Origin of the sequence: Parafilimonas sp. (assembly GCF_047606085.1) — a bacterium.
In the GTDB taxonomy this organism is placed as follows: Bacteria; Bacteroidota; Bacteroidia; order Chitinophagales; family Chitinophagaceae; genus Parafilimonas.
This window is the reverse complement of record NZ_JASGEX010000034.1, coordinates 1-25,847: the sequence shown is the minus strand read 5'-3', so window position 1 is coordinate 25,847 and position 25,847 is coordinate 1. Positions and strand designations below refer to the sequence as shown.

General features: G+C 40.7%; 14 protein-coding genes. 6 read left to right on the top strand and 8 right to left on the bottom strand.

The features are described from left to right. Positions 1-3,098 (top strand): VCBS repeat-containing protein (locus QM629_RS03030; RefSeq protein ID WP_415157053.1); only part of this gene is annotated, 3,098 nt, incomplete at its 5' end. A 5-nt stretch (positions 3,099-3,103) separates the two neighbouring features. Beyond that, on the top strand, positions 3,104-6,430 hold the full coding sequence (locus tag QM629_RS03025; protein ID WP_415157051.1) for a VCBS repeat-containing protein: 3,327 nt from the start codon (positions 3,104-3,106) through the stop codon (positions 6,428-6,430). Here the strand turns inward: QM629_RS03025 and QM629_RS03020 are convergent. Next, entirely contained in the window at positions 6,423-7,358 is a 936-nt protein-coding gene (locus QM629_RS03020; RefSeq protein ID WP_415157049.1) for a hypothetical protein, read from the bottom strand. The two genes, QM629_RS03025 and QM629_RS03020, sit on opposite strands and share 8 nt — an antisense overlap. A gap of 90 nt (positions 7,359-7,448) precedes the next feature. On the opposite strand from QM629_RS03020, the gene QM629_RS03015 reads away from it, so the two are divergent. The 3 genes from QM629_RS03015 to QM629_RS03005 all read left to right on the top strand — a co-directional run bounded on the left by QM629_RS03015 (position 7,449) and on the right by QM629_RS03005 (position 10,005). Next, a complete protein-coding gene (locus QM629_RS03015) occupies positions 7,449-8,435 on the top strand; it encodes a hypothetical protein (RefSeq protein ID WP_415157047.1) in 987 nt (328 codons plus the stop codon). Then, positions 8,426-9,478, top strand: coding sequence for a hypothetical protein (locus QM629_RS03010; RefSeq protein ID WP_415157045.1), 1,053 nt, complete (start codon positions 8,426-8,428; stop codon positions 9,476-9,478). The genes QM629_RS03015 and QM629_RS03010 overlap by 10 nt, the downstream gene beginning before the upstream one ends. A 224-nt stretch (positions 9,479-9,702) precedes the next feature. Next, the gene (locus QM629_RS03005) at positions 9,703-10,005 is read left to right on the top strand and encodes an SWIB/MDM2 domain-containing protein (protein ID WP_415157043.1); all 303 of its coding nucleotides are present in this window, start codon (positions 9,703-9,705) and stop codon (positions 10,003-10,005) included. A gap of 248 nt (positions 10,006-10,253) precedes the next feature. Here QM629_RS03005 and QM629_RS03000 read toward each other — a convergent pair whose 3' ends face one another. The 7 genes from QM629_RS03000 to QM629_RS02970 form a co-directional block, all read right to left on the bottom strand. After that, on the bottom strand, positions 10,254-12,197 hold the full coding sequence (locus QM629_RS03000) for an alpha/beta hydrolase (protein WP_415157041.1): 1,944 nt from the start codon (positions 12,195-12,197) through the stop codon (positions 10,254-10,256). Between the two features lie 70 nt (positions 12,198-12,267). Continuing rightward, positions 12,268-14,229 (bottom strand): heparinase II/III family protein, encoded by a 1,962-nt coding sequence (locus QM629_RS02995; RefSeq protein WP_415157039.1) that lies wholly within the window; start codon positions 14,227-14,229, stop codon positions 12,268-12,270. Positions 14,230-14,727: 498 nt separating this feature from the next. Then, positions 14,728-16,476 (bottom strand): RagB/SusD family nutrient uptake outer membrane protein, encoded by a 1,749-nt coding sequence (locus QM629_RS02990; RefSeq protein WP_415157037.1) that lies wholly within the window; start codon positions 16,474-16,476, stop codon positions 14,728-14,730. 17 nt (positions 16,477-16,493) lie between these two features. Beyond that, entirely contained in the window at positions 16,494-19,796 is a 3,303-nt protein-coding gene (locus QM629_RS02985) for a SusC/RagA family TonB-linked outer membrane protein (protein ID WP_415157035.1), read from the bottom strand. A 44-nt stretch (positions 19,797-19,840) separates the two neighbouring features. Further along, on the bottom strand, positions 19,841-21,442 hold the full coding sequence (locus QM629_RS02980) for a DUF5597 domain-containing protein (RefSeq protein ID WP_415157033.1): 1,602 nt from the start codon (positions 21,440-21,442) through the stop codon (positions 19,841-19,843). A gap of 203 nt (positions 21,443-21,645) precedes the next feature. Continuing rightward, positions 21,646-23,790, bottom strand: coding sequence for a hypothetical protein (locus QM629_RS02975; protein WP_415157031.1), 2,145 nt, complete (start codon positions 23,788-23,790; stop codon positions 21,646-21,648). Positions 23,791-23,847: 57 nt separating this feature from the next. Continuing rightward, positions 23,848-24,696, bottom strand: a complete 849-nt coding sequence (locus QM629_RS02970; RefSeq protein WP_415157029.1) for a phytanoyl-CoA dioxygenase family protein — start codon at positions 24,694-24,696, stop codon at positions 23,848-23,850. 103 nt (positions 24,697-24,799) lie between these two features. Between QM629_RS02970 and QM629_RS02965 the strand changes: the two genes are divergently transcribed. After that, entirely contained in the window at positions 24,800-25,663 is an 864-nt protein-coding gene (locus QM629_RS02965) for an AraC family transcriptional regulator (RefSeq protein WP_415157027.1), read from the top strand. The last annotated feature ends 184 nt before the right edge of the window (positions 25,664-25,847 follow it).

Sequence of the window (25,847 nt, the reverse complement as noted above, 5' to 3'; positions counted from 1 at the left end):
CGGATGTATTCTTTACTTCCAATATGGGCGAAAATAAACTGTACCTTAATAAAGGCAATTTTCAGTTTCAGGATGTAACAGCCACTTCGGGAATTAAGCAGGACAGTATGTGGAGCACAGGCGTTTATCTGGTTGATATAAATAATGACGGCTGGTTAGACATGTATGTGTGCAGCGCAGGCCACATGAAAGACAGGAACAGGAGAAACAAATTATACATCAATAATCATAACCTCACATTTACCGAATCTGCGGCAAAATACGGCCTCGATATTTCTGCTTACACAACACAGGTGGCTTTTTTTGATTATGATATGGATGGCGACCTTGACTGTTTTATGATTGATAACAGCCCAATGCCCATAAACGATCTTGGTTATATAAACCGCCGTGATCTGCCTGATAAAGACTGGCCTGTGGCCGGTTTTTTAAAAGGCGGAGGAGACCATTTATACAGAAACGACAACGGCCATTTTACAGAGGTAACAAAACAGGCAGGCATACATGGCGGCCTTATCAGTTTTGGCCTGGGAATTTCCATTCTTGATATCAATAATGATGGCTGGCCCGATATATATGTTTCCAATGATTCTTACGAGCGTGATTATTTATACGTTAATCAGCAGGATGGAACTTTCACTGATGATTTCGAAAACTGTTTTTCGCACACAAGCCTTTCATCAATGGGCTCCGATGTGGCAGATATAAATAATGATGGCTATCCCGAAATTTTTACAACAGATATGCTGCCTTACAGCGATTACCGGTTAAAGACACTGGGCTCATTTGATAACATTAATTTCTTCAGAAAAAAAGTTAACCAGGGCTTTTATTACCAGTACATGAAAAATTGCCTTCAGTTAAATAATAAAAACGGTACGTTTTCAGAAATAGCAAATCTCGCGGGCGTTTCAGCAACAGACTGGAGCTGGGGCGCTTTACTGTTTGATGCAGATAACGACGGGCTGATTGATATGTATGTATGCAATGGCGTAAACCGCGATGTTACCGATCTCGATTTTGTTGATTTTTTTTCCAGTGAGGCCATACAAAGGCAGGTGCTTACAAACAACCAGGAAAATGTGGATGAGGTGCTGGCGCACATACCGCAGCATGCCCTCGTAAACAAGGTTTTTAAAAACAAAGGGAACTTAATGTTTGAAGATATAGGTGAACGCTGGGGCTTTACACAAAAATCTTTCTCAAACGGCGCAGCTTATGCAGATTTGGATAATGACGGCGACCTTGATCTTATCATTAACAATGAAAACGGGCCTGCTTTTGTGTATAAAAATAATTCAAGGGAAACAGGTAAAAATAATTTTATAGCGCTTAAGCTTGCAGGCAATGCACAAAACACTTTCGCCATAGGCGCTGCCATTAAATTGTATGCAAACAATCAGATTCTTAGCAGGGAAATAATGCCAGGCAGAGGTTTCCAGTCTTCGGTAGATTATAAACAAATCATTGGCCTTGGAGGAATGCATGTTATAGATTCGCTGGTTATTGTATGGCCCGATCGCACCTGTTCAAAAATGGAGCATCCAAAAATTGATACGACCTATATTATACAACAACCTGATTCAGCCCGGAAATATATGCAGCCGGTTCAATCTTTCACACCTTTGATTGATACCATTCATAATAGTTTTGACAAGCATGTTGAAGACGATTATATAGATTTTAATTATGAAAGAAATGTGCCTGAAATGCTTTCCAGGCAAGGCCCCGGGGCAGCGTCAGGCGATATAAACGGAGATAGCCTGGATGATGTTTATATTGGCGGCACACAAGGGCATCCGGGCCAGGTTTATTTGCAACAACCAGACGGAGATTTTATAAAAAAAGAAGAACCCGCTTTAAGCCAGTTTACAGATTTTGAAGATGCTGCTGTTTTGCTTTTTGATGCGGATAAAGATGGCGATCCCGATTTGTTTATTGGCCCCGGCGGCAATAATAACCTGCCTAACACAAGGCAAACGCAGATACGGTTTTTTAAAAATGATGGCAGGGGAAATTATAGTTTGGATGCGGCCGCATTTCCCGAAAATGCAGCCAATATTTCAGTAGCTGTTCCCTTCGATTTTGATAATGATGGCGATCTTGATCTGTTTGCAGGCGGCTTATGTGTGCCTGTGAACTATGGCGCTAACCCGCGCAGCTATATTTTTCAGAATGATGGCAATGGCCATTTTACTGATGTTACTTCAACCGTTGCGCCCGATCTTTTACATATCGGCATGGTTACTGGTGCAATATGGGCAAATGTGGCAGGTGATACTGAAAAAGAGCTTGTTATTTGCGGAAGCTGGATGGCGCCAAGTATCTTCCAATATAAAAGCAATCGCTTTGCAGAAATAAAGACCAACCTTTCAGATATGTTTGGCTGGTGGAGAAGCATTAGCGCCGCCGATGTAAATGGCGATGGAAAAGAAGACCTGATATTGGGCAATATCGGTGAGAATTTTTATCTCCGTCCTGATACAAATAATCCTGTAAAATTGTGGGTAAATGATTTTAATCAAAACGGGAACCAGGATAAAATAATAACAAGAACAGTTAACGGCAGAGATGTGCCTGTATTTTTAAAACATGACCTGGAGGATGAAGTGCCATTTTTAAAAAAGCAAAATCTTAAGCATGCTGATTATGCCCAAAAGTCAATACAGGAATTATTTCCCGATGCACTGTTGAGCAAAAGCATGGTAAAGCAATTCAATTATGCTGCTTCCTGCGTTGCTATTAATAACGGCGATGGAAAATTTATAATAAACAAGCTGCCCGTGCCTGCGCAAATTTCATCTGTTGATGCCATACTTTGTACAGATGTAAATAATGATGGCAAAACCGATATAATCATTGGTGGCAATGAAGATAATTTTCCACCCCAGTTTGGAAGACTGGATGCAGGTTTTGGAAGCATGCTGATTAATGATGGCAAAGGTAATTTTGCATGCATGGATTGCATAAAATCCGGCCTTGCAGTGCGGGGAAACATACGGGATATTAAAGAAATCAATTCAGGGCATAACAGGTATTTGTTATTTCTTCGAAATAATGAACGCCCGGCTTTATATAAATTTCAGAAGCAACCATAAGTAACATGATGAGTAGAAAATGCATGGAAAGAACGGTAGTTTTTTATGTTGTATTGATGATGGGGTGCGCTTCAAAAAACAATCAGCCTGCTATGTTTGATTTGCTGAAGGCTGATGAAACAGGCATTGATTTTACCAATAAGCTTACATCAACCAACCAGTTCAATGTTTTCCATTATATGTATTTTTATAATGGCGCAGGTGTTGCCGCAGGCGATTTTAATAATGATGGAAAGATTGATTTATTCTTTGCATCAAACCAGGGCCGGGATAAAATATATCTTAATGCCGGCAACCTGCATTTTAAGGATGTAACGGCAGAAGCGCATATACCAGACGATAGCGGCTGGAGCACAGGCGTTTCTGTTGTTGATATCAATAATGATGGCTTGCTGGATATTTATGTTTGCCGCGTTGGCAAATATGAAGTATTAAACAGCCATAACGAATTTCTTATCTGCAAAGGCATTGATAAAAATGGTGTTCCTTATTATGAAGACGAAGCCAAAAAATATGGCCTGGATTTTTCCGGCTTCAGCACGCAGGCCGCTTTTTTTGATTATGACGGAGATGGCGATTTGGATATGTACCTGCTCAATCATTCCATTCATCAAAATGGCACTTTTGGGGCGCGGCATGTAGTAATCAACACCAGGAGCGATGTATCCGGCGATCGCTTTTACCGCAATGACAACGGGCACTTTACTGATATAACCATGCAATCAGGCATTAATAGCTCAGTGCTTGGTTATGGGTTGGGAATTTCAGTGGCAGATATTAATATGGATGGCTACCCGGACATCTATATTGGGAACGATTTTCACGAAAAAGATTATTTATACCTCAATAACCGGGATGGCAGTTTTACGGAAGCGGATTCAGCCAGCTTTATGCACACAAGCCAATATACAATGGGGGTAGATATTGCAGATGTAAACAACGATGCCTTGCCTGAAATTGTGAGCATGGATATGCTGCCTTCAGACCCATATATCTTAAAGCGGTCGGAAGGAGAAGATGATTATGATATTTTCAGGATGAAAATCGGGTACGGCTACGGCTATCAGTACACCAGGAATAATTTGCAATATAATCGCGGCAACGGACTGTTCAGCGATATTGGCTTATATGCAGGCGTGGCTGCTACAGACTGGAGCTGGGGGCCTTTATTGGTTGATTTTGATAATGACGGCTTAAAAGATCTTTTTATAACAAACGGGATCCCTAAAAGATTAAACGATATAGATTATATCAATTATGTTTCCAATGACCAGCTTCAAATGGATATTCGTTTAAACAGCCTGAGCCCAAAAGATATTTCGCTGATAGATAAATTTCCGGAAATAAAAATCCCGAATAAATTTTTCAGGAACAATGGCGCGTTCTCTTTTAATGACCGCTCTTCATCTGTAAAAAACAATGAATCCACTTTTTCCAACGGTGCAGTGGCAGCAGATTTTGACGGCGATGGCGATCTTGATATTGCCGTGAACAATATTGATGATGCAGCTATAATTTACCGGAACAATACAAACGGAAACGGAAAGAAAAATTATATAGACATTACATTAAAAGGCGCATCGCAAAACAGGAATGCCATTGGCGCCAAGGCAATTGTATTTAGCAAAACCGATACAAAAACGTATGAGCATTTCCCGGTGCATGGCTTCTTATCAAGTGCTGAAATACCCATGCATATTGGTTTAGGCGATAAAGAGGTGGATTCAGTAATCGTTATCTGGCCAGATAATTCTTATCAAAAACTAACCTGGCAAAACGATACCGGAAAAACAGCCGCAGTACATTATGCGCCCGGCCTTCCAAAATTCAATTATGCAGGCTTGGCGCAATACCATAAAAACCCGGCGCCGTTAATGGAAGATATAACGCATAATGTAAATCTTAACTACAGGCATGTGGAAAATGAATTTCCTGAATTTGACAGGGAGCCGTTAATGCCCCACATGGTTTCTACGGAAGGGCCGGCGCTATCTGTTGCAGATATAAACCATGATGGCCTTGATGATGTTTTTATTGGCGCCTGCAAGCGTTTTAAACCGGTTGTTTTTATTCAGTCAAAAACAGGAAAGTTTGAGAAAATGAATGAACCTGCTTTAGACCGGGATAGCGTTTATGAAGATGTGGATGCCTGCTGGGCAGATGTGAACAACGATAAAAACCCTGATTTAATTATTGCAAGCGGCGGCAATGAATACTATGGACAGGATTCTAATTTGTTGCCCCGTATTTATTTGAATGATGGCAAAGGAAATTTAACAAGAACGCATGATGCATTTTCAAATATTTATACAACACAATCCGGCATAGCGGTATATGATTTTAACGGGGATGGCTATCCCGATATTTTTCTTGGCGGCCGCGTGGTTACAAGCCATTATGGCGATGCGCCCCGGTCTTATTTATTATTGAATGATGGCACAGGAAAGTTTACAGATGTAACGAACCGGTTTGCAAAAGAGCTTTCCCACGTTGGAATGGTAACAAATGCTGTTTGGTACGATATAGATAAAGATGGAGATAAAGACCTGGTGCTTTCACTTGAATGGGATGGCATCGTTGCTTTTATAAATGATCACGGCCATTTTACAAAGAAGTATTTAACAGATAAAAAAGGGTGGTGGAATTTTGTTTTACCTGTTGATATAGATAATGACGGAGATATAGATCTAATTGCAGGCAACTTAGGTTTAAACAGCCGATTAAAAGCAAGCGATAAACAACCGGTTCGTTTATACATTAACGATTTTGATGATAATGGAACCAAAGAACAAATACTAACCTATTATCTGGATAATAAAGAAATTCCTTTTGCGAACAAGGAGGAGCTCCAGAAACAGATGCCCGTTATAAAAAAGAAGTATGAATATGCGGGAGATTTTGCCAGGGCCTCATTAACGGATCTGTTCTCTGAGAGTAAATTAAAATCATCTGCCATGCTAACTGCAAACTGGTTTAGCAATACCATTTTTATTAATGATGGAAAGCAAAACTATAAAGCTGTTGAAATGCCGGCGAATGCACAGTTCACCACCTGTAAAACAGCAGCCGTTGCAGATGTAAATAATGATGGCCTGCCCGATGTTTTGCTGGGCGGGAATTATTATGATAATAATATCCAGATGGGAAGGTATGATGCAGATTATGGCACAATCCTTTTAAACCGGGGCAACGATACATTTATTGCCGGAACATTAAATGGCGTTGTTATAAAGGGACAGGTGCGATCAATTAAGCCAATTCAGCTTGCCAATAAACAGGCATTCATTTATGCAAGAAATAATGACAGTGCACTGGTGGTGCGTTTTAAATAACCGGGCAGAAAATGCGCGTTACCCATTTTGTGCTGTCTGCCTGTTGCTTCCGGTCTGTAATTAGTTGTTCAAAAGAAATTACCGGTGCAGAAAGCTCATAATCCTGCATATAGTTTGAAACAGCCTGCCAGGCTTTATTAATCATGGACGTGTCTCCAATAACTTCCGTTACCAGGGTTTTGTCTCTTATCATCATTAAGCGTTTGGGCTGTATGTTGCCATTGGCAGGCAGGGGAATGTTTGTTGGAATGCCCACCACTACTACATATCCGCTGTCTTTAATTTTTGTCACATTCAGCATAGGATAATTATGCTCCTTTGCTTTTTGGCTTTGTATATATTTTTTAAGCTCATCAATAAGCGCATATACCTGCCCTGTTGAAGGATATTCAGGCAATACAATTTTAGTTGAAACAAGGGTGGCATCGCTTAAAGTGGTGCGCCTAATATCAAAGCCATAGATATTTTTGGCGCTTTGAATAAAATTTTTAAGCGTGCTTAAAATTGCTTTAATATCATTATCTGTTTTTCGCGCAAGTAAATAGGTTTTTATTTTTGTGAAAGGATTGTTCCCGCTGCTCATTTCCACTTTCCATTCAATAACAGAAGAGTCTCCGGTTAAAGGAAAGATGTTGATCCTGGACTGGCATTGGTTTTTATTGCATATAATCCCTATTTCAACAGCGCTGTACATTAAATTACCTATTGCATATTGCCGGCCTTTATAATCAAAGGTTGTGGCGCCGGCAGCTTTGCCGGGAAACCATTGTTTCCATTTTGTACTATCCTGCAACACCCGCAAAACACTTGGATACTTCACATTGGCCGAAGTTCTTGTATCTATCACAATATTTCCGGGAATGATAAAGTATAACGCTGTTAAGGCAATGCAGGCGATTAAAGCAGCCAGGATAAAAAAATTTTTCATACAAACAACACGAAATTTAACTACAAAAATAATTGCTGTTTTAACTACTTTTATTGCAATAAATATTTAAAAGCTGCTGCCACCTGCTATATGAAAAAAATACTGCTCTCTTTCTTCGTCATCCATGCTTCACTATATGTTTTTTCACAAGACCCGTGGATCATCAAAGCTGATAAAATTGATCCTTCCGGTTATTACGGTATTACTGTTGCTAATGGCATGATAGGTATTGTATCATCGCCAGAGCCTTTTAAGGTGAAAGATGTGGTGCTGGCAGGCGCTTATGATCTGTATGGGCGCGGAAGGGTAAGCAATTTCCTGCGCAGCTTCAATCTCTTAAATATGTACCTGGAGATTGATGGCAGAAGGCTTGATGCAAAATCCGTTTCAAATTTCAAACAGCAGTTAGACATGCAGCATGCTGCTTTCACCACAAGCTTTGATTATGGCGATAAAGCTGCTGTGCAATATACGTATTATGCATTGCGGCAATTGCCCTATACCGTTTTAAGCAATATCAGCATAACGGCAAAGAAAGATATCAGTATAACGGCAGCCAGTGTAATGAAAGCGCCGGACGCCCTGCGGGATGTGGAGAATTATTATAATGAAATTGACAGGCCGCATGCCACCATTTCCTTACTTACCTCGCAGGCAAAATCACCCACGGGAAAATTATTGATGTGTGCATCAAATACATTTTTATTTGATGAGCCGCACGGCAGCGAACCGAAAGTGATACATGAAATGTGGGATAACAATATGCACCTGATGAAGTTTTCCAGAACCATTAAAGCAGGTACAACCTATACGTATTCCGTAGCAGGTTCTTCCATCACGTCGGCACAACACCAGGATCCCCTGAACGAAGCAGAACGTATGACCTTGTTTGCAAGGCTGGAAGGCAGGGAGAGATTGATGCGCTTTCATAATAAAGCCTGGGACAGCTTATGGACAAGTGATATCGTGATTGAGGGCGACCCGCAATCGCAGCAGGATGTGCACAGCATGTTATACCATCTGTATGCTTTTACAAGAGAGAAGGCACGGGTTATTCCTTATCGCCAATGGGCTTAAGCGGTTTGGGTTACAATGGCCATGTTTTCTGGGATGCCGATTTATGGATGTTCCCGGCGCTTCTGGTAATGCACCCCGAACTGGCAAAGAACATGATCGAGTACCGCTATGAACGCCTCGATGCAGCAAAACGCAATGCATTTTCACACGGCTACAAAGGCGCTATGTATCCCTGGGAGAGTGCGGAAACAGGCGTGGAAGAAACGCCGGTATGGGCTTTAAGCGGCCCTTTCGAGCATCACATAACAGCGGATGTGGCGCTGGCTGCCTGGAACTATTTCTGTGTTACACAAGACACCGCATGGTTTCGTTCAACAGGCTGGCCAATACTTTCATCAACAGCCGATTTTTGGGTAAGCCGTGTTGAAAGAAACGGCCCGCATCAATACGATATAAAGAATGTTGTAGCGGCTGATGAATGGGCCGAGAATGTGGATAACAATGCTTTTACCAATGCGGCGGCCATTGCCAATTTAAAAGCGGCTATTGCAGCAGCCAATATTTTACAACTGAAGTGGAACAGTGACTGGCAAACAGTTGCAGATAATATTCCTGTCTTAAAAATGCCCAATGGTGTTACGCAGGAACATGCGCAATATAAAGGTGAAGGCATTAAACAGGCGGATGTAAACCTGCTGGCCTATCCTTTAAAAACGGTTACAGATACCACGCAAATCCGTAAAGACCTGGAATATTATTCAACCCGTGTGCCTGATGAAGGAACGCCCGCCATGACGCAGGGGATTTTTGCTTTGCTCTATTCAAGATTAGGCTACGGTGAAAAGGCATATCATTGGTTTAAAGACGCTTATGAGCCAAATTTAAACCCGCCTTTCAGGGTGATTGCAGAAACAAAGGGCGGCACCAATCCTTATTTTGCCACCGGTGCAGGTGGTATTTTGCAGGCTGTTTTAATGGGTTTTGGCGGTTTGGATATTACACCCGCCGGCATTGTTCAGCTAAAAACGGCTTTGCCAAAACAATGGAAATCGCTTACACTAAAAGGTATTGGCGTTGACAGGAAAACCTACGTTGTAAAATAATGAATAATGAGTAATGAATTATGAATGCATGTACTCACTACTTTCAATTCATCACTCACCTGCAAATTCTCTTCTGAAAAAAGCTTTTATCATTAAAAAAATAATGTGAATTAATTGTACGTATTTATTAGGTTAATTCATTTCGGTATATGTATCTTTCTCCCTTGAAAACCTTTGTAAATAAGGTTTTTTAATAAAAACAATAACTCTTTAAATTTTAAAACATGGCAACAGCAAAAAAGGCTGCACCCAAAAAGGCAGCAAAAAAAGCAGCAAGAAAACCTAATGCAGCTTTTATGACGCCACTTGCACCCAACGAAAAACTGGCTGCAGTAATTGGCGATAAAGCAGCTCCACGCACAGAGATCGTAAAGAAGATATGGGATTATATCAAGAAAAATGATTTGCAGGATAAGAAGAATAAGCGCATGATAAATGCCGATGCAAAATTGAAACCTTTATTCGGCAAAGACCAGGTTTCTATGTTTGATTTAGCCAAGATTGTTAATGATAATATCAGTAAATAATTTTTGCTTGCTAACAAAATATATAACTGCGGGGTTATCACACTCCGCAGTTTTTTATTTAGAAGCGGTTATGCCTTGAAATGTATAAGCGCTTATATAAGTTTAACAAACGATTTCGTCAGCTTACTATTTATATTGACCGTACATTTTATGCTTTTTCGTCGTTCAGAAAAATATTCTCTAATATCCTTCTTTTGATATATTGCGGCATTTGCCCTGTTAGTTATTAAACCAAGGCGCTGTCGCTTTCATTGCACTTTTATCTTCACTTTTCCCCAATGCAGTTTTCTTTCAATGGGGTTGAATGTTTTGGTTTCATAGCTGGCCAAAAATTCTATTTCATGACCCAAAGGACAATCCGGCGATATTTTAATAACAGAGCTTAAGGTATAACCATCTGGCCAGCGTGCCGGTATAATTTCATCAGCCAGCTTTTCTTCGTTGGCAATAACATAAGGGTCTTCCGTATATAACCGCAGTCGGTTGGTATCCTGGTAAAGCATAATTCTTTCACCAGCATTAACCATCCCGTCTGCATTGCCTTTTCCATAAGCCGAATCCCTTATCAATATGCCGTCATCAATTTTTATATTGGTGAATTCAGGAACGTTATAAAATACAGGCACTATAAATTCATCTTCGGTTTTACCCCATGAAGCATCTATTTTTATATAAAAACGTATGGCTGCAGGTTCTGCATGTGGCGGAGGTTTTTTAAAACAGGATAAGATGAATGGCGGAAGGTTGATTATTCTTGCTTTTTTTTCAGCCTTAATTGTAATGATATGATTTTTTGTATGAACTGAAGTATCTTTAGCAGTTACCTCTATTTTTATATTACCCGGCAAATTGTTTTCTCCACCACGATTCAATATTTGTATGCTTAACCGATTGCTGCTTGTATTCTGCAGATATTTTGATTTGTTATGGCTGTGCTGTGCTGATGCAACTGTATAATCAAGAAATATAAATGCAGGGTTATCATCGGGTTTAAAAATCCCGATTTCATGGCCGCCGCCGTTTAACGGAACAGTTATATTCCCGTTCCTGGTTGCCTTTATTTTATTAAGCGCTATATTACTTTTTGCCTTATCATAATCCAGCAAATTGTATTCCCGGCCGGGATTGTAAACCGGCGCTGTTGTAATGGTTGATTGAATGTTATTAAGCGGAGGCCCATCAGGCAGCCATCGTTTTGTATAAAAGCCAAAACCTGCTCTGTCAACATTTTTCAGATATAAAAAACCTGGTTCTTCTTTATTGCTTTCTATTTTATAATTCCAGATATTAAATGCAGGATATAAATCGTAGTGCGACCATTTTTCAGGCTGCTTATTATTTAAATTGCTAACACTGTCAAACGTATGAACGATAAATTGCACACCCTTTTCAAACACTTTGGTTTCTCCACGCTCATCCATTTTATGCGGGCCTTTAAACGGCCAGTATTGCAGTTGCACTTTTTCATCCCATAATGCGCCGCTATGCACTTCTTCATTTAAAAAATACAATATGTCTTCACTGCCATTGCGCAAAGCTGTATTAACCTGCCGGAGATTTTCAAATGTATAACGATTAGGATATAATGTGTGGCTGGAAGGATAACCAACAAAAAATTCGGGGCTGCCTGCAAAGCTTACTGCCGCCGAAACTTTATCAGGATATTTCCCTGCAAGATAAAACCCGGTAAACCCACCCATGCTAAAACCCATAATGCCACGATGCACCCGGTCAGTTAAAGTGCGATACGTTGAATCAATATGACCAATAAGCTCAGGAAAATAATCTTTCATCTGAACGTTAAATTTTACATCGTTGTGATAACCTACATTATAGGGCCTCGGCTCGGTGGTGTCTATATTGCCGTCAACCATTACAATGATGGTTTGGTATGTATCTGCAACTTCTTTTATTTTTCTGTATGCAAGATTGGCGTTATCATCTTTGTTATACCGGCCGCCCCAGCCATGAAAAAAATAAATAACCGGGTAGCGCCTGCCAGAAGTGGTATAGCCTTGCGGTAAATAGATGCGATAAATTTTCTCATGGCCAAATACTGCGCTGAAATAAGTAGTGTCAGTATATGCCTCATCGGTTTGTGCAAAGCACGAAGCTGATGTTAATACAAACAGGAAAACAACTAACCTGGTAAAGCTAAATACACTGTTTTTTAAATGAAAATTTTTGAACATACTACTATTGCTTGTTTGTATAAGCTGCAACAGACTGGCTCAGTCTTTTAGACTGAGCCAGTCTTTAATATCATAACTGTGTTATTTTATATTGAAACTTTCCTTTTGTATTGTTATTAGTGGAAGAAAGCACTATGCGCCATATCTGCCGGTTGCTCCAGTTGTTTTTAATGCGCGCCTCATCAGGCTGGGATGTTGACATTAATTCTTTCTTTATCTCCCAATCTTTACTGCTGTATTCCAACTGAACCGGCCGATGGCCGGGAATTTCAAAAATTATCTTCCCTGTTTTGGATAAATCAACCGGGCACACGGTCATAAAAGCCTGGCTTAATTCGCCCTTGCGTTTTGCAAGTATATAATCATCCGTGATCAGGAGCTCATTCCTGTTTTTATTCAGTAATAGTGTGCGCAGCCATTTTTGCACACCGGCTTCTTCAGGATAGGCAGCAGCAATATTCATTTGCAGCGCAGTTTTATCAATGCCTGTTTTATACGCTACATCCCTGGCTTCATATTTTCTTCCTGCAGCCTGCTGATGGTTATTGATAAGCGGAACATTATGATGCGCTGAATTCAGGTACCAAAGGTCATAGCGGTCTTTTGAAAAAGTTTTTGCGTTATACGTGCCAAAGCCTACATCAATAATAACAGGATTGCCTTCTGAATACACTATAAAATCACCTACATCATTATGATTATGGCTTTCGCCATTATTGCCTGCATGCGAAGACACATAAAGATTTGATGATGTAACATCAGCCATCAGTTGTATATGCGAAAAACAGAATTCTTTTGCTGCCGGCGCTGCAGGATTTATTGCATCGCATGCTTTTATAGCCATTAAATTCCAAATGATTCTTGGCTTAAAAAAATCCTGGTGCAAAAAATCACGGTCATCTATGTTATGATAAGCCCATGCGCCAAAGTTGGAAAGCGAAGTATCCTGCAGGGCTTTGCCTATCCTGTAAATTAAAAGCCCGTCTGCATTTATGGTTGGTGAAGCATCTGCAATATTTATAAAATAATTACCGGCTATGTGCATCCTTTTAATATACCCGCCCAGTTTTTTAATCACCGGTGCATCAAAAATATTCACCTTGTTTTGTGTAACGTCTTTAAGCATCATCAATACATCAAACAACCGGCCGGCGCCGCCAAACCAGTAAGAAGGCCCTTCATCAACAGCGCCATCATCTCCCAACCCATTTATATAATTGTCGAGCAGATACATGGCATGGGTTAACTGTTTTGCACGCGCCGCATCATCTTTTTCCAGCAAAAGCATGCTGAATATCCAGTTGCCAAGCACCCAGGGGTTCCAGTTGTTTACAGGTGCATCCTTTTCGCCCGGCCCGAGAAAATGATAAGCAACACTGTCTTTGCTCAATGGCGAAAATATTCTCCTGTTTACTTCATAGTAAATACGCCTGCGCAAAAGCGGAGAGATGGTATCTAATTCATTGCCGGTAAAATAATCCGTCAATGCCAGCAATTCTGCAGTTTCACTGGCAAACAGGTCAACGGTCGGGTCTTCTGCATCTGCCAGGCCTATACCTGCTTTTTGCAGGTAATAATGCGCCGGGTTGCCCCAGAAAGTTTCTTCGCAGGTTGACCATACGCCATTCATTATATCTTCCATAAACCGGCCTTTTTGTTCTATGGATTCTGCAAGAACAAGCGCAAATAACTGGTCTCTTTTTTTAAAGCTTATGTTTTCAAAATCTGTTCTGTTGCCGTTGCGTTTAAATTCAAGGTATAATGATGCAGAGATGGAAGCAAATGGCTTATGCAGATATTTTTCACCCTCAGCAATTAGCCTGACCTTTAATGAATCCGGCAATATTGCCTGCCACTCACCTGCTGTTTGCGGAAAAGGGCGCCATTTGTTTTGCGGCAATAAAGAAGCCGCTATTGCTTCTTCAGAATATTTGTGCAAAAGGTTGCGCTTAATTATATCCTGCGCATTGCCTGCAGAAAAACAATGAAGGACGCTGATAATAACGATGGATTTATAAATTTTTATTTTCATTTTACTTATTTCAGACCATAAATTTTTTATGAATTATTGCTTATGACCAAGTCCAGAGACTTTGCGCATAACCCTGCGAAGTCCGGAGACCATAGCTGTTCGAAACCATTTTCTTAAAGCCTCATAGAGGCTTAACGTGTGTACAATGCTGCCCGTAATGTTTCTTTACCGTTCCATTGGAACGGAACGTTTACACGCACCACACCTACGGTGTGGAAATCCCCCCAGCACAATTATTTCTACACACGTGGGCGATTCTATGTATCGCGGATCGCTAATGCAGATTTCGAACACTTCAGGCCCGGAGACTTCGCAGAGCGGGTAGCAGGCAAACAATATTAATAACAAGAACAGCTATACAAATTTTTATTTTCATCTTTAAATAGTTATGTATTAGAGCATGATCTTTTTTACTGATTGGTTAAATTTACAAACTATGTTATAATTCATTGGTAAGACTGGCTCAGTCTTATAAGACTGAGCCAGTCTGAAAACTATTTACTTATATCCCAGGTTCTGTACCAGCACCGCTTCGCCATTTACCGAACTCAGGTCTATTTCCGATTGCGGTATGGGATAATAGCCATCGAGAACAGGCGTTAAACGGATAGTAGCAATGGATGTTGAAAGCGGATCAAGATAGGTATAAATTATATTCAATGTTGAATCAAGAATGCCCCATCTTACCAAATCAAAAAAGCGGTGGCCTTCCATTCCCAGTTCAAGTTTACGCTCAAAATAAATTGCTTTTAACGCATAATCTTTTCCACTGCCGGCGAAGTTGCCTGAAGGGTATGGCTTGATAACATAATTAGCTGCAGGTTCAGCAGAAAATCCACCCATGGGGCTGGCGTTGTCTTTATATTTATATAGCCATCCTGCGGGATTAGCCGCCCTGTTCCTTATCCTGTTTACATATTCTTCCGCTTTATCAAGGTTGCCCAATTGCGCTTCGCATTCTGCAGCCATTAACAACACATCATCAAAGGCAATCAGCCTTACATTTATAGCAGTACCCGGCGCCCATGAACTGGCATCATGATACTGGCCTTGTGTGGCCTGCCAGTAAACATTTTTTAAATTATGATAAACACCGGAACTGGCAGTATTCTGAACCCAATTCTGGCCAGGGTGTAAACCCCAATCTAAAAATGGTATTCCTCTTCTTCCAACCGTCCAGTCAAGACGGGGATCAAGTGGGCCTTCATCCGGTTCAAACGGATCATCGGAACTTACACCGAAGTCTGTTTTTAAAGCATTGCTGTTATAATCGTCCAAGTAAGGCAGGCCTGTTGTTTCATTAGTCCTGTATGAATTTGCAAGATCGAAGGTGGGATTAAAATTGCCGCAGCATCCAAAAGGGCTGTTTATGGGAAAATCCAGCATGGTGCCGAAGTTGGCGCTGTAAATATTGCTGTTTCCCACGTTGGCCGCCATGGCTATGGAGAATATTGCTTCCGGGCTTGTTAATTCCTTTTCAGGGCGAAAGTTATCTTCAAATTGTGCATTCAAGTCATAACTTATCCCACCTGCAGTTACACCATTTGCGATCACATCATCAAAAACGGTTTTGCTATCATCATATTTTTGTTCGTACAAATAAGTTTTGCCAAGAAACGACGCGGCAGCCCATTTATTAACCCTTCCATTATCAGCTTGTGTTTCAGGTAAATTATCCATAGCAAATAAAAAGTCGGCTTCAATATTGGGCCATATATCTGTGTTGTTTGGCTGGTTGGCATCGGTTGTGGTTTCATCAATCCATGGAACCATGTTGAATATCTTTTTCAGATCGAAATAATAATATCCTCTTAAAAACCTGGCCTGCGCAATTATGTTTGTTTTGTCATCATCAGACATATTTGTAACCAAAGCTGCCACTGTAATAACCTGGTTGCACATGGATATGCCTGCATAATCGGCGCGCCACTTGGCATCAAACGCCGTATTGCTGGGCGTTACAGAAAAGTAAGCGCCTAAAGCGTCAACGGCATTGCCGCTGCCATAAAGCCAGTTGCTGTGCGATGTGTAGCCGAGAAACACGGAAGTGAGGTCGTCGCTTGTAACGCCATACAACCAGCCATAAGCGCCGGTTAATAATTGTGTAAGCCCGTCTTTGGTGGCCAATACATTCTGCCCCAATGCACCCTGCGGTGTATAATCAAGGAATTTTTTATTGCAGGAGATTGGAGAAATTACGGACGCAAAAAATATCGCAATTATCAATAGTGTTTTAATATTTTTCATTGTAGTAAATTGTCAGGTTAAAATTTTACATTAATACCAAACAGGAATTGCCTTTCGGTAGGATATATGCCATGATCCACGCCAAAATCAGTTACGCTGCCGCTTATTTCAGGATCAATACCTGAATAGGGTGTTATGGTAAACAGGTTTACGCTTTGCACATAAATCCTTAAACTTTCCATTCCTGCCTTACTTAACATTGACGGAGAGAAAGAATACCCCAACTGTACATTCTTTAATTTCAGGTAAGAACCATTTTCAACAAAATAAGAATTAGGTGTGCCCTGATAAGAAGCATACGTGCCGGGAAGCGGCGTTTTTGCATTGTGGTTTTCTTCCGTCCAGTGATCATATAACGATGCTTTGGTTATACCGCTCAGGTCAGTATAAGCTAAAAGATTGTTCCAAACCTTGTTACCCTGCACACCATAGAAAAATAAGCCAAGATCAAAATTTTTGTAAGTAAAATTCAGGTTGATGCCATAAGTAAATTTCGGATTTGGGTTGCCTATGAATGTTCTGTCATCTGTTGTTATCTGCCCGTCTTTGTTTACATCTTCATATCTGAAAAACCCAACCCTTTCACTGCTTTGATACACTACAGTAGGATCGCCGGTTGCTTTTTGTGCTTCTTCATCAGCCGCTTCAACTTCTGCTTCGCTGTTCCAGAAACCGACAATCTTATATCCATAAAAAGAACCTATAGGATGACCTACTTCATTGCGAATAAAGAAATCTCCGAACTGCCTTTTGTCTGCTGTCCAGAAATAATTGGTATTGTCTGTAACTTTTTCTATCCTGTTTTTATAGGTGGTAAAGTTTACAGAAGCATCTAATTTAATATCTTTTGTAATGTTGGTATAGCCTGATAATGTTGCGTCAAAACCCTGGTTTGTTGTTTGGGCTATGTTCACGTACGGCGCTGTGCCGGCGCCCTGTGTGCCCAGCAATGCAGGGTTGTATAATAAACCGCTTATATCTTTCTTATAATAATCAGCGGTTACACTCAGCCGTCCGGCAAACAATGATACATCAATACCAATGTTTGCATTTATATCTTTTTCCCACCTGGCATCAGGGTTTCCAATTTGCCCGACCTGGAAGCCCGGCGATAAGGTATTGTTTGTATTGCCAATATCATAATAAGTGGCAACGTTGCTTGATATATACGTATAGAACGCATTATCCGCATTTACATTTAACTGGTTGCCCATAATACCCCAACTGCCTCTTATTTTTAAATCCTGTATCCATGAAATATCGCTCATAAACTTTTCCTGCGAAAGGCGCCAGCCTGCGCTTACCGCCGGGAACCATCCGTATTTTTCATTTACAAATTTTGAGGAGCCGTCACGCCTTATGGTTCCGCTTATTAAATACCTGTCTTTGAAACTATAATCAAGCCGTGCAAATTCGGAGCTTAAAGATTCCTGGCCTTTTCCGCCGTCATTTGTCCTGGTTCCTGACCCGCTGGTTAGTGTAACGAAATCAGGATTGAATGAAAAATAACCTTGTGTGGATGCAGACATGTAGTCATATTTGGATTTATATGCTTCCGTTCCCACCATAACTTTTACATCATGCACTTCAGCAAAAACTTTATTGAAGGTTAACGTGTTTGTCCACGTCCAGCTATTGGATGTGTTAGCGCTTTGGTAATACACATTGTTGGTTTGATTCTGTGCATTCTCATAAGTAGGATATTGAAATGAATTGGCAGAACCTGAAACATTTTCACCGCCAAAGCTTGTATGAAATGTAAATGATTTAAGGAAAGTAACATCAGCATACACATTACCAAACAGGCGGTTGGTGGTTTGTTTATTCCTGGCTGACCGTTGAAGTACGGCTACGGGATTGGGCGCTGTATAAGCTGTTCCGTAAGTACCGGCATAATTGCCTTTTATATCATACACAGGAATCAGCGATGGTATTTGCACGGCAAAAAATATCGGGCTTGTTCCGGCATACTGGTTAACAACATTAATCCTGTTTGGATTGTGAGAGATAGCATACGCCAGGTTTTCCCCCACTTTTATACCTTTTGTAATATTAAATACAACGTTGGAGCGAATGGTATAACGTTTAAGATAAGTATTAAGCAAAGTGCCGTGCTGATCAAAATAATTGAATGAACCAAAGTAACTTATTTTATCGCCGGAGCCGCTTACGGAAAGATCATGGCTTGTAACAGGTGCAGGCTTAAACACTTCATGGTACCAGTCTGTTCCCTGCTTATTCGCTTTTACGATCCGGTAAAAACTGTTGTAATCATCCACACTTGTATAATTGGGATTTACATAGTATAACGAAGGATCAACGGATGGGTCTCCTTCAGAAGCGCCAAGGGGAGCAATATAATCCGGCAATACAGGTGTCGGGCCGCTTCCAAACAAAGGATCGCTTGGGTTTTCAACGCCGTTATTCTTTTGCGCTTCCCAATTGTAATTTGCTTGTTCCTGCGGCGTAAGCAGATCTAAAACATTTCCTTTTCTCGGGATCTGCCTGCCGTAATAACCGCTGTAGTTAACGGTGAGTTTGCCTGTTCCTTTTTTTGTTGTAATGATGATAATGCCGTTTGATGCCCTTGAACCATAGATGGATGCAGCGCCGGCATCTTTCAATACCTGCATGGAAGCAACATCGTTCGGGTTAAGGTTTGAAATATCCTGGGTTGGTATGCCATCCACCACATACAACGGAACATTGTTGCCAAAAGTATTTATGCCACGTATGCGTATTTGCGGTTCTTCGCCGGGCTGGCCTGATTGTATTACTGTAACACCCGAAGCCTGCCCCTGTAACTGATTTGTTACAAGCCCGATAGGCTGTTTGGTCATGTCTTCAACATTAACAACCGATACGGCGCCGGTTAAATCTTTCTTTCTCTGCTGGGTATAACCGGTAACCAGCACTTCATTTAAGTTGCCCATATCCTGCTCAAGCACAACAGTTAAAAAAGATGTACCGGTTACAGAAATTTCTTTAGGGCGATAGCCAACATAGTTAAACACCAGTACGGCATTATCCGGCGCATCTATTTCAAAATTCCCTTCAGCGTCAGTTATGGTACCTCCGCTTTTATTCTTAACCTGTACACTAACTCCTGTAAGGGGATTGCCGGTTGAATCTGTAACCTTACCGGCTATTTTTATGATCGCCGGTCTCGCATAATTTCCCTGCGTTGCCGGTAAAGGTTTATGCTTTGCATAAGCTGTGCCAGGCGAATTGCCTGTATCAAAAGCATGAACCCTTATAAATATTGAGTTCATAAAGCAAAGGGCAATAAATGCCTTCCTGAAAAACAGTTTTGATTTCATATCATTAAGTATTTGGTGTATAATCCAAAATGGTTATGCTGAAACTATTGCTCGAAATTTGCTTTGATGGTTCCTTTAAATGCAGCCTTTGTTTTTCTTAATTTTATTTTCAGTATAACACCTTGTGGAAGCAGTGTTGAATGATACACTTCATCGCCATTCCAGAATCTTTTTCTAATCCAGTCGTCTCCTTTAAAATATCCTTCTTCCACACTGATGATTTCACAGGAACCAAACCCGGCATTTTCTTTAGGCCTGAAGGTGAATTTTGCATCAAATCCCAATACAATAAACTCATCTTCTTTAAGCTGAATAACCATAGCCCTGCCTGAATTTTTTGGCGGTGTTCTGTAGGTGGGAAATCCATATTGAAGCAGTATATCATAATCGCCAAGTGATAAGGTTTGTTCTTTTAAATCAGGTTCCTGGGCACCGGCAACTATTGTATGCTGCCATTGGGCATCAAGTATCGTGTTGAATGCATTGCTGAATAATGTATAGTTAGCGGCTATATCGCTGAACTTTTCATCAAGCTTTGTTGAATCTCTTTTATCGTGCGGGTCTGCATGAAAAGGATCAATGCCATAAGTTGCCAGCCCTATTGTTTTGTATTGGGCAATGGCATAAAACTGAAACCGCGCAAACTCAATACCCTTGCCTGTTTCAGGAATAAACAACACATTATTTTTTCCTGCATAATCGCTGCACATTTTATGAAATGTTGGTGCATAATTTATATACAGGTCAACGCCTATAAGATCAATGGAAGGCGCTTTGGCTTTCCATATATCCAGCACATTTACCGTAGGTCCGCCGCTGGGATATTCGCCCGGCCTGCGGTAATCCATATCTTTCATCCACACATTTGCATACATGGGAAGATTGTAAACAGCTTTACCTGCTGCGGCAACTTTTTCAACATATTCAGCAAAGCAGGCAGCCTGGAAATTTTCACTGCTTTCTTTTTCTCTGGCAAACAGTGTATTGGCTTCATCGCTATAATCCCTGTCTGTACCCAGTGAACCACATTCGTTTTCCACCTGTACCATTATTACGGTTTGCTGTGCTTCATCCACTTCTTTGATATGTTTCATTAATGCAGTAAAAGCATTCATATCAGCCTGTACATTGTTTTTTGATACCGCAGAAAGCACCAGTAATTCCTGGCCTGCTGCATTTATCATGCGCGGATAGTTTTTGGTATCATGCAACAGCCATTCGGGTGCGTATTGGCTTGATCCGTTTTTATAGGAGCCAAACCAAAGCAGTATAAGTTTTATGTTATGATCCCTTGCGCCAAGAATGATGCTGTCAAGGTTTTTAAAATCGAACTGCCCTTTTGTTTCTTCAATCTGCTGCCAGTAAACCGGCACTTCCAGGGTATTGATGCCGAGCTGTTCTAACTGCGGCCATTCCTTATCAAGAATATACGGCCAGGCACTGCTGTTCCACAATTGTGCGCCGAGTATAAGAAAGGGTTTATTATTAAGTATGAACCTTCCCCTGCCGTCTTTTTTTTCAATGTGGGGCAAGACTGGCTCAGTCTGTTGAGACTGAGCCAGTCTGTAAGAACGTAATCTCTCTTGCGCAGTTGTATTCGCACAGCAAATGATAATTACAGCAATTATGGTGAATAATCTTTTCATTCGTACAAGTTTGTTTTTTAATGGTCTCATGGAACCTCGCTATGTACATTCCCCTGTGTGAGAAAAAATTATCATGCTCGGTTTCATTCGTACATATTTGTTTTTCAGTTGTCTCATGCCTGTCCCGAACTTGCTTCGGGAGAACCTCGCTATGCACATCCCCCTGTGTGGTATAAATGAAAATTTTTATCATGTCGGTTTCATTATCGTTTAATTAAAAAACCTGCCGTGTTAGCAGATTCCTTTTCAGAAATGCTGATTGACAATTTGCCGTCTTTCCATTGCCAGTTTGTATAGTTGGCTTCACCTTGTATGTTTAACCTGCTTACAGATTTTGGTTGTGCCGAGGTTATTGAAATATAACCTGCATCAAATGGAATAATGGCCAGTGTATTTGTAGTGTAAATACTTTTTTCATCCTGGCTTATCAGTGCCCATCGGCCTGAAAAAGAAATTTTATCATCTGTTTCGGTTAACCGATCTGCTGTTTTTGAAGGCCTTAATGCCAATGCAGTAAGCTGACCATTTTCTAAACGCCCCCAGCAGTTTAATGCGGGCGGATAGTTATAATTACCTGTTGTGCTGTTAAGCCAGCAGGGTTTCCAGGTAAATGTTTTTCTATACCATGTGTTTAAAGCGAGGCGGCGGTTAATATTATCATCAGCGGCATTATCAACCGGAAGCGTAGCGCCGGGCACACCAAGAATGGCTGTGTTTAGCAGCACTTCTTTATCATCATCCCAGTTATACGAAGATGAGCCGGAAACCATAACCCCGCTTTGTGAAAGCAGCGATGCCCATATACTCCATTCTGCATGCCCTTTCGCCGTTTCGTACCACAGGTCGCCCTGATCATCTAACGAAACCATATCTGTATAAGGAAGCCATAAAGGACTGATGCCATAGTTCATAATCATAACGTCAGGATTAACTTTTCTTGCAGCTTCAGCAATGGTCTTAAATAATGCATAAGTATATCGTTCGCCACGGTATTCAGGATTGCGTGGAACGCCCATGTCAGGGTTGGGCAAGGCATAACCAAAATCAAGTTTTAATAAAACAGGCTTTAGCTCCTGCATCTGGCGCGTGGTTCTATCCTGTAAAAACTTTTTTACTTTGGAAGAACTTATATCAAGACAATAATAAGATGGTGAAGATGGATCAAAGTTCCAGTTGGTTTTAAGCGGTTTTCCGTTTTTATCCAGTATCAAATCTTCACTCGTAAAACCGTATTTAACGGTATCACTTATCCAGCCGATTGTTTCCCAAAAACCCGCATTTATTTTTTGATCCCTCATGCTTTGCAATAAGTTTTCAAACCCCGGAAAACGCTGTGCATTTACTTTACCCGATCCCTGTTCCGACTCCCATCCGTCATCCATGACTATCGCACCTGCATTTACTTTTTTGGCAAAGTTTACTATAGGCTCAAGGGTATATTTTTTCTGCCGCCACATACCCCAGGTATTTAAAAAAGAAAACGGCGCATAATTTTTTTCCTTTGCAGGAAAGGAAGCATAATATTTTGCAAACGCTTCGTAAGCTGTGGTATCAATTGTAATGCGCAATGGGTTTTGCCATATTCTGGATAAGGAAGATGAAGCACCCCATATATCTTCCCTGTATAAATATTGAAAACAACCTTTTGTTGCAAGCACTTTCATGTTTAATGCTGCATCGGGTACAGTGCCTGCGCCAAAACATATCCAGCCTTCCTGCGAGCCCATGGCAGCAAACAAGGTTGGATGCGGAAAGGCTGCGCCATACAAGGTGGAAAGGCCGGGGCCAAAATTTCCGAGGTTAATGGTGGCCTGGCCCAGGTCCCACATGCGAAAATAACTTTGCACTGTGCCTTCTTTTGCGCCGGGAATACAATAAGCGGCCGCTGACCAATCCGGCGCAAAGGGCCTATCCCATGGTAATGGCACATTGTTGCCGTTATCTTTTACAGGGCTGGTTCCTATGTACATTTCAATAATAGCAGGTGTTTCATGCAGCCAATTAATTTTAATTTCATCAATGCGGAGCACACTATTTTTTATTGAATACTTTATAAACCCTTTTCCAATGTTGCCTATTGTTATTTCAGCCAGGGAATCATTTATATTACCTGATGCAAATGCCTTTACATAAAAAACAGAATCGTTGCGCTTTAACCAAAATGCCGGCATTAAACTTCCCTGCCAGATAGTTGATTCTTTAAGAGTGCTTTTAAGCGCAGCTTTATCATGCTGTACATCCCATTCAAAAGCAAGGTTGTTTTGTTTTAGCAATGCCTGCTGGCTAAAACAAACAGCATTGATAATAAGCAGGCCTATGATAGAAATTATTCTAACAAAATACTTCATGACAGCAGAACTGCGGTTTAAAAAACTATAGTGGTATAACTGTTTTTGAAAAACTTCTTAAGTATTGCTTTCCCAACCGGTATCTTTCAGGGCTTCATCATTTTCTTTTTGCAGATAATCGCTTTCAACAGCATCATCCGAAGGCCATGATAAAACCGCTTCATCCGGAACTACATTCACGGGTGTTTTCCATGCTGAGGAAGGTTCATTATAAGCAATATTATCCTGCGCACTATAACATGATATAATTGACCATCTTGACTTTGCAGAAAGATTCTGCCCTGAACGGTGTAATATATTGGAATGAAAAAACAGCGCATCGCCTGCCTCAAGCTCGCAGTAAACAAGCTCCATGGTTTTTAGCGCATTGTTTACCATCACCTCATCTGCGCCAACCTGTTCTCCGGAAAAACGATGATTCACCCTGCCCAAAAGATGTGAGCCTTTAATTACCTGCAGACATCCGTTTTCTTTTGTTGCTTCAGAAACAGCAATCATAACGCTCATCATTTTGTCAGGGTACATGAACTGGTTTTTATACCAGTAGCCATAGTCCTGGTGCCATTCCCATGCACCGCCTTGCCGGGGCTCTTTATGCATAAGTTTTGAATGGTAATGGCAAACAGCAGCTTCATCTCCTAATAACTGAGACACCCTGTTAATTATTTTTTCACTCCTTGATAAATAGCCAAACGGGTTATTACCGGGTGTGTACCATAATGAAAGCTTTGTTTTTTTTCCACCTTTATCATTCAGTTCAATTGCATTTTCATCAAAGGTTTTGTCTTCAATGCATAGTTTGTATAGTTTTTCAACTTCTCTTTTGTCACAAAACCTTTTTACTATCAGGTAGCCATTCTTATTATACTCTTTAATTTCATTGAGAGTCAATTTATTCTCATTCATATAGCCGAAGTTTGTTTCACAAATTTAAAAGCACTGCAAGCCTCAGGGCTACGCTAATTCTGTTTAATTTATATACTTTTATTGCATAAAGTCAATTTAGCCGATGAAAGCTGTACTTGAACATCTCCCCATTGGGGCAGAAGAATCTTTTGTGGTAAGAAGGTTTACCTATAAATACTACCCAACACCATGGCATTTTCATCCAGAATATGAAATTGTTCTGGTAACAGAAAGTACCGGCAAAAAATTTATCGGCGATAAGATAACAGATTTTTGCCTGGGAGACCTGGCATTGCTTGGTTCTAATCTTCCACATTTATACAGGAATGATGACGCTTATTATAATCCTGATTCCGGCTTAAAAGCAAGATCAATTATCGTTCACTTCAGTAAAAAAATATTTAGTGATGCATTTACAGGCTTGCCTGAACTGAAAGGAATTAACTGTCTGCTTGAACGGTCTGCGAGAGGTTTGCAGATAAATGGCGATATAAATAAACCCGTCTGTAAAAAACTGGAAGAGATTTGTGATCTTACCGGGTTTGCCCGGCTGATGAAATTGTTTGAAATCCTTCATATCCTGTCTGAATCAAAATCATTAAAGTTTATATCCAATCAAGGCATAACAGGCAGCAACCCTTATGAGTCAGAGCGGATGACGAAGGTGCTTGAATATGTAATAAACAATTTTAAGAACAACATTACCTTGCCTGAAGCAGCCGCTATTGCCAATCTTTCTGAAAACTCTTTTTCAAGGTACTTCAGCAACCGCACAAAAAAACCGTTTATTGTTTTTGTAAACGAAGTGCGCCTTAGCCATGCCTGCAAGCTGCTTGTGGAAAACCAGTTAAGCATAACTGATATTTGCTTTGAATGTGGGTTTAATAATCTCTCAAACTTCCACCGCAGATTTCGGGATATGTATAATATCAGCCCGCTTGGTTACAGAAAGATGATTGCAGGTTAAATCGTATATGGTTTGGCTACTTCAATCCATTTATTTTCCCTGTATTTTAATCATTGCTGTCCGACTAAAATATTTTCTCTTGGGCTAAAGCCCTTTATGGGCCTGCTTTTTACTAACCCCAGGCTTAAGCCCGGGGTTATATATCTGAAACCCTTGCACAATGGGCTTTAGCCCAAGTTATCCG